Here is a 14075-nt window from a genome sequence, read left to right as displayed (position 1 = left end):
GGTTGAGGGCCATGGAACCAATCGTTTCTGTTGAAAAGTTAAGAATGAAATTTCCCGGTGATGAATCTTTGATATTCAAGGACCTATCACTATCGTTTGATCAAGGAGAAAAAGTGCTATTGTTGGGACCATCAGGATGTGGTAAGTCCACTCTGTTGCAAGTGTTAAGCGGATTGATTCCGAATTCCATCGAAGTCCCGATGAAAGCGGAGGAATTGAAATGCCCTTCTTCATGGGGATATGTTTTTCAAGATCCTGATAGCCAGTTTTGCATGCCATTTGCCGATGAGGAAATTGCCTTTGTCCTTGAGAATCTTTCCGTCCCTAAAGAAGAAATGAAAGAGAAAATTGAAAATCAAATCCGTAATGTAGGATTGAACCTAGGGCATACAAGTATAGAAACATTATCAGGCGGGATGAAACAGCGTCTGGCAATCGCTTCAGTATTGGCCCTTGAACCAGAAGTGCTATTTTTAGATGAACCGACAGCCATGCTTGATCCGGAAGGAACGAAAGAAATCTGGGACTTGTTGAAGGAAGTCGGAAAAGACAAAACGGTTATTATCGTCGAACATAAAATTGACCATGTTTTAGAATTCATCGAACGAATCGTGCTTTTAAACGATGACGGTCAAATCATAGCTGATGGTCCAAGAGACACCATTATTTCCCTATATAAAAATGAAATGAGAGAACATGGAATTTGGTTCCCTGGTGTTTGGGATGAATATATACAGAAGTATGCACCCACTAGGGAACACCAATTTACAGATGGTTTACCTCTTCTGGATGTGCAAGGATTTAGCGGTTTTCGGAATAAAGAGGAAAAAATACACGTTGAAGGGCTGAAGGTCCATTCAGGAGAATGGATTGTGATCAGGGGAGAAAATGGTGCGGGCAAGAGTACACTTTTGCATGCATTGATGCAGTTCATAAAAACGAAAGGTACGTATGAATTATTGGGGAACGCCATTAAAATGGTGAAAAATCCAACGGATCATATGACGTTTGTCTTTCAAAATCCTGAGTTTCAGTTCGTTGCAAATACTGTATATGAAGAGATTGCTTATTCATTGCGTATTGATAAAAGGCCGCAACAAGAAATAGATGAGAGAGTCCGCTCATTGCTTAAAGTGTTCCGCCTTGAGGCACATCGGGATAAACATCCGTTTCAATTATCAATGGGTCAAAAGCGTCGCTTAAGCGTAGCAGCATCAATCGTAATCGACAAAAAAATCATTCTCCTGGATGAGCCGACATTTGGTCAAGATTCGAAAAATACCTTTGCATTATTGGAATGGTTCGAGGAATATCGAAGGCGCGGTATAACCGTGATCATGGTAACTCATGACGAACATATTTCAAAAAACTTTGCAACCAGGATCTGGACGGTTAAGGGCGGAAACGTAATAAGTGATAAAAACATCGCGCAAGCCGGTTTTGTCGAGACCAAAGTTAAAAGGAGTGTCATGTAGATGAATGTTTCAAACGCAGAAACATGGCTCCATGGAATTAATCCAAGCCTTAAACTTGGTGTACTGATTGTATTATGCATCGTGGCGTTATTCATTCATGACCTGAATTATATGATGAACATCACCATTGGCGTATTGATATTATTTTTGTTTTTTACCGGGCATTCGATAAAACGCATCCTGCTTTTGTCGATTCCCTTTTGTTTCATTTTTATATCCACCTCTTCCGCAATGATATTATTCGGGCAAGGTGAGACGCTTTGGTTTGAGTGGGGCCTCATATCGATTTCGGAAGAAAGTTTCATGAGGGGATTACTGGTAGGCTTTCGAGCTTTGTTCTTTGCGGCCCTTGGTTTAACTTTTTCCTTAACGACGAGACCAGTGAACTTGTTTTATTCGTTAATGCAGCAAGTTAAGCTTAAACCGAAATATGCCTATAGTTTCATGGCGGCATTAAGGCTGATTCCCATTATGATGGAGGAGTTCCAAACGATACGAAACGCGATGAAGGTACGCGGTTTCGAAAGAGGAAAAGGGATAAGGTCGGTCTATTTTAAAATGAAAGCCTATTCCATCCCGTTGTTATCCGGAAGCATCAGACGTGCTCACCGAATCGCGGTTGCGATGGAGGCAAAGCGATTTACAGACACTCGGGATCGAACATACTATTATGAATTTGGTTTTTCAAAAATGGACCATGGTTTCATTCTGTATTTTATCATCCTGCTGTTGGCCGGCTTTTACCTATCGATTCAATTCCCGTTAGTATCTATTTGATTTTTATGAGATTGTAACTTTACTAGTTGGGGGTTCTAGTATGAATGCACATGAATTGCATATAATTTCCACTGGGAAACAGCCAATTGAAAAGTTTGTGGAAATCGCTTCAAACATTCAGGAACATGTTGATTTCTTTTATCTAAGGGAAAAGCATAGGAGTGCTTCGGAACTCTATCGAGCAGTGAGGCTATTACATGATAATAAGATTCCGCTTTCTAAGATCATCATTAATGACCGGGTGGATGTAGCCTGGGTACACAAAGCATTTGGTGTGCAATTGGCTTTTCATAGCTTAGATGCAGAAGTCGTAAAAGGAGCTTTTCCAGGGATGAATGTTGGCTGTTCGATCCATTCCATGGATGAAGCGAAAGCCGCATTCAGCAAAGGGGCCGATTACGCGATTTATGGACATGTTTTTGAAACGGCTTCAAAAATTGGCCTTCCTCCTAGGGGAGTTGAGGAGCTTCATGCAATCACAAGAAATGTCGATCTTCCGATAATTGCGATAGGAGGAATAACACCTTTCAATTGCCAAGACGTGCTGGATGCGGGGGCACACGGAATTGCGGTCATGTCAGGTGTGCTTGAAGCTGAAAATCCGATTGAAGCCGTTAAAGAATATGCGAAGTCTTTGGGAAAGGAGACATAATATGAATTCCATATATGATGCAATCATTGTTGGGGGAGGAGTAATAGGTGGATCCATTGCCTTTCAATTAGCCAAGCGAGGTAAGAAGGTTCTCTTATTGGAAAAAGACAGACTTGCCAGTAAAGCATCCAGTGCTGCAGCCGGGATGTTAGGAGCACAATCCGAGTTAGATGCTGATAATCCCCTTTTTACATTGGCAAGTCGAAGCAGGGCGATGTTTCCTGCACTGGCGGAAGAATTAAAAGACATAAGTGGAATAGACATCGAATTAGTGAATAAGGGCATGTATAAGGTGGCGCTATCGAGTGATCAAGTAGCCGAGTTGAAGAACATGATCAAAGTCCAGCAAAATGCCGGACTTGAGGCTGAATGGCTATCGACTGCCGAAATAAGGAAAACGGAACCGCTTTTATCGGATGAGATAAAAGGAGCCATGTTCATTCCGAATGATGGACAAGTTTCAGCCACAAGACTGTCGCTCGCTTTTACTGAATCTGCAGCTGCCCTTGGTGTGGATATAAAGGAATTTGTTCATGTCTCCGATTTGGTTACGGAAAACGGATGTGTAACGGGAGTTGTCACGGACATAGGTAGATTTTCAAGTGAAAATGTCATCGTGGCAGGTGGCGCTTGGAGTGCTTTCCTCCTGGAAAAATCAGGGATCATACTCGACAGTTATCCAGTAAAGGGAGAGTGCTTTTCCGTCCTGGCCGATCGTCCATTGATTGAAAAGACAATTTTCTCACATGGCTGCTATCTTGTGCCCAAAGTTGGCGGAAGAATCATTGTCGGGGCAACGGTTAAAGCGAACACTTTCGATCAAAAGGTAAGTCTTGAGGGGATTTCTACGTTAATAGAAAGAGCAACGCAATTGCTTCCGGCGATTAAAGGAACCGAATTGGAAAAGACATGGGCAGGTATACGCCCCCAAACTGGGGACGGCTTACCGTACTTCGGTGAACATCCGGCATGCAAAGGACTTTTCATTGCAACGGGGCACTATAGGAATGGTATCTTGCTTTCTCCAATTACAGGTGTACTTATAGCGGATATTTTGGAAAGGAAGGCAAATCCCGAATGGTCCCCTTTTCGATTGGACCGTTCGATACAGCCCCTTTTTTCTTGATGGAGGTGGATGAATTGGAATTGATTATTAACGGGGAAAAAATACGGATTCCTGCTGAAGAATCAACAGTTACAGGGCTTTTACAACACTTTAATCTACATCAAAAAGTAGTGATCGTTGAATTGAATGATGAAATATTAGCAAAAGAAAGTCTAAGTGAAACACTTTTGTCAAATGGAGACAAGGTAGAGATTGTACATTTTGTAGGAGGCGGATGATATGTTAAAGATTGGTTCTTATGAATTTTCTTCAAGATTATTATTAGGTACTGGGAAATATCCAAATTTCGATGTTCAAAAACAATCAGTGGAGGTTTCGGAGACGGAAATATTAACATTCGCGGTCCGGAGAATGAACATTTTTGAAGCCAGTCAGCCCAATTTTTTGGAAAAGCTTGATTTGAAGAAATACACACTCCTTCCCAATACGGCAGGAGCTAAAACAGCCAAAGAAGCAGTGCGCATAGCCCAGCTTGCAAAGGCATCTGGCTTATGTGACATGATTAAGGTTGAAGTCATTGGCTGTCAAAAAACACTGCTGCCTGACCCGATTGAAACATTGAAAGCTGCTGAAGAATTAGTGAAACTGGGATTCACCGTATTACCTTATACTTCGGATGATGTCTTGCTCGCTAAACGCCTGGAAGAAGTGGGGTGCCATGCAATCATGCCCGGAGCTTCACCAATTGGCTCTGGTCAAGGCATTATAAACCCACTGAACTTACGGTTCATCATGGAACAATCAGAGGTGCCGGTAATTGTTGATGCAGGGATAGGTTCACCCTCTGATGCAGCGATCGCCATGGAATTGGGAGCGGATGGCGTATTGCTTAACACTGCTGTTTCCGGGGCGAAAGACCCAGTCAAAATGGCGAGAGCAATGAAACTTGCCATTGAGGCAGGGCGATTGGGGTATGAAGCAGGAAGAATCGAAAAAAATGATTACGCGATTGCAAGCAGCCCAGTTGAAGGATTGAGCATTGGATGAATGAGCGTTATTCACGTCAAGAACTTTTTGGTCCTATTGGGGAAGAAGGGCAAATGAAAATTCGCCAAAAACACGTTTTGGTGATTGGAGCGGGTGCTCTCGGTACGGGAACTGCGGAAGGCCTTGTTCGAGCCGGAATTGGGAAACTCACCATTGTTGACAGGGATTATGTAGAGTGGAGCAACCTTCAAAGACAACAGCTTTATTGTGAAGATGATGCACAAAAAAGAATACCGAAAGCAGTGGCAGCGAAGAATCGCCTGAATGCGCTAAATTCGGATGTAATCGTAAAATCACATGTGGCGGATGTTTCGGTTGATGAATTGGCGAAGCTTGTTGAAGGCGTGGATTTGATATTGGATGCCACTGATAATTTCGATACAAGGATGCTTATTAACGATACTGCACAAAAATATAAAATCCCCTGGATTTACGGTGCCTGTGTAGGGAGTTATGGGATAAGTTACACGGTGATCCCAGAGAAGACACCATGTTTGAATTGTTTGCTGGAAACGGTCCCGATTGGAGGACTGACTTGTGATACGGCGGGAATCATCAGTCCTGCCGTTCAAACGGTCGTTGCCCATCAAATGGCGGAAGCTTTAAAAATCCTTGTCGAAGATCACGAATCGCTGAGAAACAAAATCGTTTCATTTGATCTTTGGAAAAATGAACATTCATCGATAAATGTTGCGAAATTAAAAAAGGATACTTGTTTGTCATGTGGGTCAAATCGAACGTATCCCCACCTCTCTTATTCAAATCGAACAAAGACCGCCGTTTTATGCGGTAGGGATTCCGTCCAAATCCGGCCGGCAATGAGGGTTGAAAGAGACTTAGCGGAACTCGAAAATAATCTTATCGCACAAGGTGGTAAGATCGACAGAAATCCTTATTTACTTTCATTTACCATTGGAGCCCATCGGTTGGTCGTTTTTAAAGACGGGCGGGCGTTGATTCATGGAACAAAAGATATTGCAGAAGCAAAAACGTTATATCATCGTTATTTTGGCTGAACGCACCGACTTGCAATTCACGTTTATACCCGTGAAAGAGTGCCAAAAAAAGATGCCCTTATAATAGGAAGGTATCGAACATTTTCCCAATGTGGTTTATTTGCTTCAGAAATATAAAACGAAAGCGGTGTCTGCCTTTTTGGGGCGGCACCGCTTTGTTATGGAACGATTATTTAAGCAGCTTACATATCATGACTGCTATTATGCTTCTGACGGGAGTGCTGCCTGTTTTTCACCTTATGAGAACCGCTTAACGGTGCTGGTTGACCTGGGTTATTTCCTTTAGGAGCATTTTTTCGCATATCTTTACCATCGTTTTTGTTCATGTTCGATCCCTCCTATCTCTTAAGATAATCAGTCCGTGAAATTTTATTCACATACATATATTTGCAAACCTCGTACATGCTATGGATGGACACCATATTTAAGGAGCTGAATCCAAATGCAGGATAAACAAGATAAGCGAAGGTCTTTTCAGGAAGCCCAGCAAAGTTATCAACAAGTATTTGATGTATACTCATCCATTGAGAAAAACGCACCGAATTACGGGACGGAATTGAAACATGTGAAGCAGGAAGTGAACGAGGCCTATCAACAAATACAATCTGCTTTAGTCACCGCTTCCGAACATCAGAAAGAACAATTGAAAAAATTCGAACAGGATATCCAGGCAATCGTCAATGAGGTCAATTCTGAGGACTATTGAGTGACAGGTTCTTTCGTCATGAGTCCATGCGCATTAGTCTTGGGTTTTGCGCGTTTTACTTGTGCGTTAATTGATTTTAGAAAGGAATAGGCTTTTTGAAAAATGCAGGACATCTGCCATTTCAAAAAGCCTATCCTATTTAAAGTCTAAAAATGAGGGGAATCATTGGTTTTTCTTTCTTTTTTTATTGTTTTGCCTTTGCATTTCCGATAATGGCGGTTCATTTCCCAGTTCATCATTGTATCCAGCCCCATTACCTTGCGCTTTTGCTGCATTCATACCTGGTATAACATGATTTGCCTTTTGTTTTGTCATTTCGACACCTCCACCCATAGAATGTGATAATGTCGAATGATTATGTATGAAGTGTCAATATGTTTTGATGGAATAATTTATCAGGCCGCAAATAGGGGGATTTTCAAGAAAATGCATATCAGCAGGTCTTCTTAAATGCCCTTTAATATGTGGGGGATTTTTTTCTATAAGAGAAACTTATCAAAAACAATAACTTTCTTGTTATTTACTTATACTCATTTCTATATTAGTATTAAGTTGAAGGAAGAGTTAGGGTGGGAGAAGAGAGAGAAAATTCGACAAACTAACTTTTTTACTTATATTTATAGTAAACATGGTTTCAGTGAACCAGGTTTTACTTTCATGTGCAGAATACGTTCTGACAGTTTAATAGGGGGTAATATTCATGACGAAAAATGACGTATACCAAGCGCGTAAGTCCTTTGAAATTGATGGGCAACGCTACAACTACTACAGCCTAGACGCTATTGAAAAAGCAGGGGATGGCCAAGTATCACGCCTTCCATATTCCATTAAAGTATTACTTGAAGCGGTCCTTCGCCAAGTAGACGGAAGAGTAATCACAAAAGAACACGTTGCGAACCTTGCTAAATGGGGAACAAGCGAGCAACAAGATATAGATGTTCCGTTCAAGCCTTCACGTGTAATCCTACAAGATTTCACTGGTGTTCCAGTTGTTGTTGATTTAGCTTCTTTACGTAATGCTTTCGCGGCACTTGGTGGAGATCCTGACAAAATCAACCCGGAAATCCCGGTTGACCTTGTAATTGACCACTCTGTACAAGTTGATAAAGCAGGTACAATGGATTCCCTAGATGCCAATATGGATCTTGAATTCGAACGTAATGCAGAGCGTTACCAGTTCCTAAGCTGGGCTCAAAAATCATTCAACAACTATCGTGCAGTTCCACCGGCAACTGGTATCGTTCACCAAGTTAACCTAGAGTACCTTGCGAACGTGGTTCATGCTGTTGAAACTCCAAACGGAGACTTCGAAGTATTCCCTGATTCTGTTTTCGGTACAGATTCACATACTACAATGATCAACGGTATTGGTGTTCTTGGTTGGGGTGTCGGCGGTATCGAAGCAGAAGCAGGCATGCTTGGACAGCCATCTTACTTCCCAGTTCCAAAAGTCGTTGGTGTTAAACTGACTGGCCAACTTCCTAAAGGTACAACAGCTACTGACCTTGCATTGAAAGTAACACAAGTTCTTCGTGCACACGGCGTAGTTGGTAAATTCGTTGAGTTCTACGGCCCAGGAGTAGGATACCTTCCACTTGCTGACCGTGCAACAATCGCTAACATGGCTCCTGAATACGGTGCTACAGTTGGTTTCTTCCCTGTTGATGCAGAAGCGATCGATTACATGCGCTTAACAGGCCGTGATGAAAAACAAATTAAAGTGGTTGAATCATACTGCAAAGAAAATGGTTTGTTCTACTCTCCTGAAAACGAAGATCCAGCATACAATGATGTTGTGGAAATCGACCTTTCAGCAATTGAACCAAACCTTTCAGGCCCTAAACGCCCGCAAGATTTGATTCCACTTTCTCAAATGAAAAAATCTTTCCATGACGCGATCAATGCACCTATGGGCAACCAAGGTTTTGGCATGGACAATTCTGAATTGGATAAAGAAGTAACTGTTAAATTTGCCGATGGCAAAGAAACGGTAATGAAAACAGGTGCGATTGCAATTGCTGCAATCACGAGCTGTACAAACACTTCTAACCCGTACGTAATGCTTGGAGCGGGTCTTATTGCTAAAAAAGCAGTTGAGAAAGGCTTGACTGTTCCGGATTATGTAAAAACATCATTGGCACCAGGTTCTAAAGTTGTTACTGGTTACCTTCGTGATGCAGGTCTTCAACCATACCTTGATCAATTAGGATTCAACGTAGTTGGTTACGGCTGTACAACATGTATCGGTAACTCAGGTCCATTGGCTGACGAAATCGAAGCAGCTGTTGCTGAAGCTGATCTACTAGTAACTTCAGTGCTTTCTGGTAACCGTAACTTTGAAGGTCGTATTCACCCACTAGTGAAAGCAAACTATCTTGCTTCACCTACTTTGGTTGTAGCTTATGCTCTTGCTGGAACTGTGGACTTCGATCTTAACAATGATTCTCTTGGTAAAGACAAAGATGGTAACGATGTATATCTTGCTGATATCTGGCCATCACAAGAAGAAGTTAACGCTGCTGTTAAAGCGACAGTTACACCGGAATTATTCCGTAAAGAATACGAAACAGTATTCAACGATAACAAACGTTGGAATGAAATCCAAACAAGCAACGAAGCGATTTATGCTTTCGATTCTAAATCGACTTACATTCAAAATCCTCCATTCTTTGAAGGATTATCACCAGAACCGGGTTCAGTTAACCCACTTTCCGGCTTGCGTGTAGTTGGTAAATTCGGCGACTCAGTAACAACTGACCATATTTCCCCTGCAGGTGCAATCGGTAAAGATACACCAGCTGGTATCTATCTTCGCGAAAACGGTGTGAAACCGCGTGACTTTAACTCTTACGGTTCTCGTCGTGGTAACCATGAAGCGATGATGCGCGGAACATTCGCAAACATCCGTATCCGTAACCAAGTTGCTCCAGGTACAGAAGGTGGTTACACTACTTACTGGCCAACAGGCGATGTAATGGCTATCTATGATGCTTGTATGAAATACAAAGCTGATGGAACAGGTCTTGCAGTAATCGCTGGTAAAGACTATGGTATGGGAAGCTCTCGTGACTGGGCTGCGAAAGGTACTAACCTTCTTGGCATCAAAACAGTCATCGCTGAAAGCTTTGAACGTATTCACCGTTCTAACCTTGCATTAATGGGTGTTCTTCCACTTCAATTCAAAGAAGGCGAAAACGCTGAAACGCTTGGATTGACTGGTAAAGAAGCGATCGCAGTTAAAATCGACGAAACGGTTAAACCGCGTGATATCGTAAAAGTTACAGCTACTGATGAAGCTGGAAACGTAAAAGAATTTGATGTACTTGTTCGTTTCGATTCCGAAATCGAAATCGACTACTACCGTCACGGTGGTATCCTTCAAATGGTATTACGTAATAAATTAAAAGGCTAATTTCAGCTTTTAGGAAGCGGTAAACCTATTATAGGTTTACCGCTTTTTTTGTGTCAGGTTTATGAAACAATGAGATATGATGATATGATTTATAGGAATTGCACTTTTCTGCATACCCTTTTATTGTTAAGATGGAATAGGGAAGTTGTTCTAATTCTGGAAATGGACTAATATTTTTATTGTAATGGGACTAGGAGGACGAGTATGCTTAAAAAAATTATTGCTTCGGTGGCCTTACTATCACTTATTACTGTAGCGATCGTGCAGGCGATGGATAATGAATCAAAGGGAGATGACGAAAAAGATGCTTTGGGCGGATTGAAAATTGGAGCTAAAGCACCGAATTTCTCCCTGAAAACTTTGGATGGTAAACAAGTTGAATTATCGGATTATGAGGGAAAAAAGGTAATGCTGAATTTTTGGGCAACGTGGTGCCCGCCTTGCAAGAAGGAAATGCCGGATATGGAGAAATACACACAACAAGCGGGTGATGATGTCGTCGTACTTGCAGTCAATATTGACCCTGAAAATGATGTACAAGCATTTGTGGAGGATAATGGAATTACTTTTACCATACCGCTGGATAGTCAAAGTGCAAAAAATCCAGTGAATGAGCGCTACAAAATTCTTAGCATACCGACAACTTACTTCATCGACAAAAAAGGCATTATCAGGAATAAGGTAATTTCGGCCATGACCTTAAAAGATATGGAACGAAATATAAATAGTATGCAGTAGGGTAATCTTATGAAGTTTGAAGTGTTTGCGACACACTCCTGCCGAAAACCCCGGTTTCTGAAAACAAGGAACGTTTTTTATTACAAGACGGAACCTTATGAGGTTCCGTTTTTATGTATGTTAACAAAGTTGTCAAACTTTTATGGAAAAATCAAAAAAATTAAAAAATTATGGTTAAAGTTTATGAAAAAAGGGTTAAAGTAAGAGTGGAGATATGGAATTTTTATCGGGCTAAAAATCTGATAATTATGACAATTAAAGGGATGGAAACCATATAGTCATAATTTTACGTTAATTTGGCAATGCTGAATTGTATATTAAAAAAGTAGGTGAAAAGCATGAAGAAAAGAAAAAGGACATTTGAAGAATTAATTAAAGAAAATAAAAGGGAATTATTGATGGACGTTAAACAAATGGAAAGACTTGAAGAACGTCTTGAAAAAAAACATATGCAAAAGGCTGAATAGTCTTTGCATAAAAAGAGTCAGTGCCATGAGGTCCCTTCAAGGTGCTGGCTCTTTTTTCATAACTATTTCAAAAACTGGCATTCATGAATTTCCTCTTTTTTATCCATGATAAGAGAAGGAGGCGATAGAATGGGTAATCCAAAAAAAGATTCCAAACACTTTAGACCGAGCCATCAAGGAACACAGCCAATAGCAGCGGGCGGGAACAACGGTAAGAAAATGCAGGACAAATCAGGCAAACATGCTCAGGTCATTCAAACTAAAGGCGAGTAATCAAGGGACAAGCTTATAAAGTAATCGTAATAATATTATGTAAATAAATAACATGAGGTGAAAATAATGGGCGCAAATAAGCACAATCCTGATAATCGTTTGGATAATGTTGAAAAAATTCAAGATGCAATAGAAAATACGGAAGAAAACATAATCGCTGCAAATGAAACGTTATCATTTTCTTCAGGGGAAGAAAAGCAGGCAATTCAGGATAAAAATGAACGAAGAAGAAAGAGCATTGATGGAATGAAGGAAGAAATGCAAGATGAGCAGGAAGCACGGGAAAACGGTTATAGTAACGATAATATGTAAACAACTAGGTAAAGGGGAGAAAGAGATGAGAAATCTTTCTCCCCTTTCATTTTAGGTTCAATGAAGGGAAACAGTCTATAAAGACAGCTTAAATGAAATTTGCACAATTGTTATGGTAAAATGTTTATTGCAAGAGAAATGAAAGTGGGGAAACAAAATGTTCATAGCTGAAAACGAAATTGAAGTGCGGTATGCAGAGACAGATCAAATGGGTGTTGTTTACCATGCGAATTATTTAATATGGATGGAACTAGGCAGGACAAAATTGATAAATGATTTAGGGTTTTATTATGCTGATATGGAAGCGGATGGCATCCTCTCGCCTGTTATGGATATTCAAGCTTCGTATAAAACCCCTGTTAGATATGGTGATAAGGTGAAAATTAAAACCTGGATTGAAAAATATGACGGTTTACGCGTCGTTTATGGGTATGAGATCGTTAATGGGGAAAATGAAGTGGCGGCTACAGGTCATTCTTCCCACGTTTGCGTTAAAAAGGAGAGCTTCCGCCCAATATCCATTAAACGCATGTATCCTGAATGGCATGAGGCCTATGAGAAAAATAAAAAGCAGGATGAATTGGTTTAATTACAATTATTGAGGTGATCAAAAATGGCTTTTGGGATTAAACGGGTAGATATCGTAGCCTGGAAGCAGAAAATCGATCAAGGCCAAATAGCTTTTTTAACTCATTATTGGCTGGATGACCGATTTCCCGGTTGCAAGACGGTAACAAAAGTCGGGTGCAAGGATTTAAGGCGTTTAGCGGAGTGGGGTAAGCAATACGGGCTAAAAAAAGAGTGGATTCATCACAGGAAGGATGGCTATTCTCATTTTGATCTTTTAGGAGATAAACAAGCGGAAATTCTTAGGGCGGAAGATATTGAAGAGCGCCTGCTCGATTGAACAAGAAAAAACAGCAGTTTACACCGCTGCTTTATTGTCAAGCACTCTTTTCATATTGAAATTCTGGTTCAGTCAGTTTTTCATTAAAAGTAATAAGTAAATCGTGGCCATCAAAGTACCATAAATCTTTTTCTTCTACATAAAAATTAATCTCGTTCATAGTCGTTGTGGCCGCTGCATTTTCTGGTTCTTCTTGCATGATACCTAATGAAAAGCCGCTTTGGACGGTACTATGCCCGCCATATCTTACATAAAAGCGCAAATGAGAGCCTTCTTGAAGCCCCAGTTCATCAATATACCACTTAGCTGCTTGATCGGAAATGGTCAGTTTCATACTCATTCTCCTTCCTAGAGGTTCGTTATTTAAGTATAAAGTAATTATGCGGTAGATGCGAATAATGTGCGTTTAAGAAAGGAAATAACAATGGATATTATATACAATATTTGTTTCATAACTCGAAAAAGATCCAACGAAGTCGAAGTGTTGATGCTATTTCGCCAAAAGGATCCCAATCGGCATAAATGGAATGGCATAGGCGGGAAAATAGAAAAAGGTGAAACCATCGATGAATCGATGGAACGCGAAATTCTTGAAGAAACTGGATTGAAAGTAAGGGGGATGAGCTTTCGAGGAATCGTGACATGGAATGAAACAGGTGGAATGTATGTTTACAGAGCTGAAGATGAAGGGGGAGGGCTATCTGCCTGTGATGAAGGGGAACTTGCCTGGAAGCCATTTCAATGGGTTATGGAGGCAAGTGAAGTTGTGTCCAACATAAAGTATTACCTGAAAGATATATTACAGGATGAACCACCACAAAAATTTGCATGTACCTATGAAAATGAACAATTAATATCAGTCAAAAAGAAGCCTCTGCATGATATGGCAAAAGAATTGACTTTCAATTGAAAACCGCCCATTTGCGGTTTTTTTTGCCTTTTTGATTCCTGAGCCAAAGCGGCGGGGGAATATTCGGAATATTGATATATTTATGAGTTAAGCAAGACTCTGAAATTAATCCATCTAATTAATTTCCTCATAAAGTCGGGGCTTGTAAAAGGAAATCCGGAAATGGTATTGCCCGTAAGATCGTTTCGTACCCATATGAGGACACACAAAAATAGCTGCAGATTCCTGCAGCTATCAGACTGTAGACAAACTTGATAAAAATCGAGTTTGTCTATTTTTATGGCTTGTACAATTTGGACGTTGATTGGAACGTAGGG

Annotated in this window: 19 protein-coding genes; 16 read left to right on the top strand and 3 right to left on the bottom strand. The window is 40.7% G+C overall.

Going from position 1 to position 14075, the window contains the following annotated elements; all coding sequences use genetic code 11:
- Window positions 1–11: 11 nt before the first annotated feature.
- From AC3WLU_RS17955 to AC3WLU_RS17925, 7 genes are read left to right on the top strand one after another with little or no spacing between them, the layout of a single operon-like run.
- Window positions 12–1475, top strand: coding sequence for an ABC transporter ATP-binding protein (locus AC3WLU_RS17955; protein WP_492597670.1), 1464 nt, complete (start codon window positions 12–14; stop codon window positions 1473–1475).
- Entirely contained in the window at window positions 1476–2252 is a 777-nt protein-coding gene (locus tag AC3WLU_RS17950) for an energy-coupling factor transporter transmembrane component T family protein (protein WP_369316073.1), read from the top strand.
- Between the two features lie 40 nt (window positions 2253–2292).
- Window positions 2293–2904 carry a thiazole tautomerase TenI gene (tenI, locus tag AC3WLU_RS17945; protein ID WP_063576394.1) on the top strand — a complete coding sequence of 204 codons (612 nt, stop codon included), beginning with the start codon at window positions 2293–2295 and terminating at the stop codon, window positions 2902–2904.
- A gap of 1 nt (window position 2905) precedes the next feature.
- Window positions 2906–4030: a glycine oxidase ThiO gene (gene thiO, locus AC3WLU_RS17940; RefSeq protein ID WP_492597669.1), complete on the top strand. Its 1125-nt coding sequence runs from the start codon at window positions 2906–2908 to the stop codon at window positions 4028–4030.
- Window positions 4031–4044: 14 nt separating this feature from the next.
- A complete protein-coding gene (thiS, locus tag AC3WLU_RS17935; protein ID WP_034312438.1) occupies window positions 4045–4248 on the top strand; it encodes a sulfur carrier protein ThiS in 204 nt (67 codons plus the stop codon).
- A 1-nt stretch (window position 4249) separates the two neighbouring features.
- Complete coding sequence (locus AC3WLU_RS17930; protein ID WP_057275905.1) at window positions 4250–5017, top strand: thiazole synthase; 768 nt, start codon at window positions 4250–4252, stop codon at window positions 5015–5017.
- The gene (locus AC3WLU_RS17925; RefSeq protein WP_063576392.1) at window positions 5014–6033 is read left to right on the top strand and encodes a thiazole biosynthesis adenylyltransferase ThiF; all 1020 of its coding nucleotides are present in this window, start codon (window positions 5014–5016) and stop codon (window positions 6031–6033) included. Before AC3WLU_RS17930 ends, AC3WLU_RS17925 begins: the two co-directional genes overlap by 4 nt.
- A 182-nt stretch (window positions 6034–6215) precedes the next feature.
- On the opposite strand, the gene AC3WLU_RS17920 is transcribed toward AC3WLU_RS17925, so the two are convergent.
- The gene (locus tag AC3WLU_RS17920; RefSeq protein ID WP_063576391.1) at window positions 6216–6359 is read right to left on the bottom strand and encodes a small acid-soluble spore protein P; all 144 of its coding nucleotides are present in this window, start codon (window positions 6357–6359) and stop codon (window positions 6216–6218) included.
- 116 nt (window positions 6360–6475) lie between these two features.
- On the opposite strand from AC3WLU_RS17920, the gene AC3WLU_RS17915 reads away from it, so the two are divergent.
- Window positions 6476–6739, top strand: a complete 264-nt coding sequence (locus AC3WLU_RS17915) for a hypothetical protein (RefSeq protein WP_034312430.1) — start codon at window positions 6476–6478, stop codon at window positions 6737–6739.
- 162 nt (window positions 6740–6901) lie between these two features.
- Here AC3WLU_RS17915 and sspO read toward each other — a convergent pair whose 3' ends face one another.
- Complete coding sequence (sspO, locus tag AC3WLU_RS17910; protein WP_034312428.1) at window positions 6902–7054, bottom strand: small acid-soluble spore protein SspO; 153 nt, start codon at window positions 7052–7054, stop codon at window positions 6902–6904.
- 385 nt (window positions 7055–7439) lie between these two features.
- Here sspO and acnA point away from each other — a divergent pair, with 385 nt between their 5' ends.
- From acnA to AC3WLU_RS17875, 7 genes are all read left to right on the top strand, one after another.
- A complete protein-coding gene (gene acnA / locus AC3WLU_RS17905) occupies window positions 7440–10151 on the top strand; it encodes an aconitate hydratase AcnA (protein WP_048678624.1) in 2712 nt (903 codons plus the stop codon).
- A gap of 204 nt (window positions 10152–10355) precedes the next feature.
- Window positions 10356–10889 carry a redoxin domain-containing protein gene (locus AC3WLU_RS17900; RefSeq protein WP_063576389.1) on the top strand — a complete coding sequence of 178 codons (534 nt, stop codon included), beginning with the start codon at window positions 10356–10358 and terminating at the stop codon, window positions 10887–10889.
- A gap of 338 nt (window positions 10890–11227) precedes the next feature.
- Window positions 11228–11356, top strand: a complete 129-nt coding sequence (locus AC3WLU_RS17895; protein WP_072272906.1) for an FbpB family small basic protein — start codon at window positions 11228–11230, stop codon at window positions 11354–11356.
- Window positions 11357–11485: 129 nt separating this feature from the next.
- Window positions 11486–11629, top strand: a complete 144-nt coding sequence (locus AC3WLU_RS17890) for an acid-soluble spore protein N (RefSeq protein WP_048678620.1) — start codon at window positions 11486–11488, stop codon at window positions 11627–11629.
- A gap of 66 nt (window positions 11630–11695) precedes the next feature.
- Complete coding sequence (gene tlp / locus AC3WLU_RS17885; RefSeq protein ID WP_098865528.1) at window positions 11696–11941, top strand: small acid-soluble spore protein Tlp; 246 nt, start codon at window positions 11696–11698, stop codon at window positions 11939–11941.
- Window positions 11942–12098: 157 nt separating this feature from the next.
- Window positions 12099–12530 carry an acyl-CoA thioesterase gene (locus AC3WLU_RS17880; protein ID WP_492597668.1) on the top strand — a complete coding sequence of 144 codons (432 nt, stop codon included), beginning with the start codon at window positions 12099–12101 and terminating at the stop codon, window positions 12528–12530.
- Between the two features lie 24 nt (window positions 12531–12554).
- Window positions 12555–12848: a hypothetical protein gene (locus tag AC3WLU_RS17875; RefSeq protein ID WP_034312413.1), complete on the top strand. Its 294-nt coding sequence runs from the start codon at window positions 12555–12557 to the stop codon at window positions 12846–12848.
- 37 nt (window positions 12849–12885) lie between these two features.
- On the opposite strand, the gene AC3WLU_RS17870 is transcribed toward AC3WLU_RS17875, so the two are convergent.
- Window positions 12886–13182 (bottom strand): HesB/YadR/YfhF family protein, encoded by a 297-nt coding sequence (locus AC3WLU_RS17870; protein ID WP_098865529.1) that lies wholly within the window; start codon window positions 13180–13182, stop codon window positions 12886–12888.
- Between the two features lie 90 nt (window positions 13183–13272).
- On the opposite strand from AC3WLU_RS17870, the gene AC3WLU_RS17865 reads away from it, so the two are divergent.
- Window positions 13273–13758: an NUDIX hydrolase gene (locus AC3WLU_RS17865; RefSeq protein WP_413003619.1), complete on the top strand. Its 486-nt coding sequence runs from the start codon at window positions 13273–13275 to the stop codon at window positions 13756–13758.
- Window positions 13759–14075 lie beyond the last annotated feature (317 nt).

The sequence above is a fragment of the Peribacillus sp. FW305-BF15 genome (genome assembly GCF_058783805.1).
The sequence above is the reverse complement of the archived record's forward strand: the minus strand, read 5'-3'. Positions and strand labels throughout refer to the sequence as shown.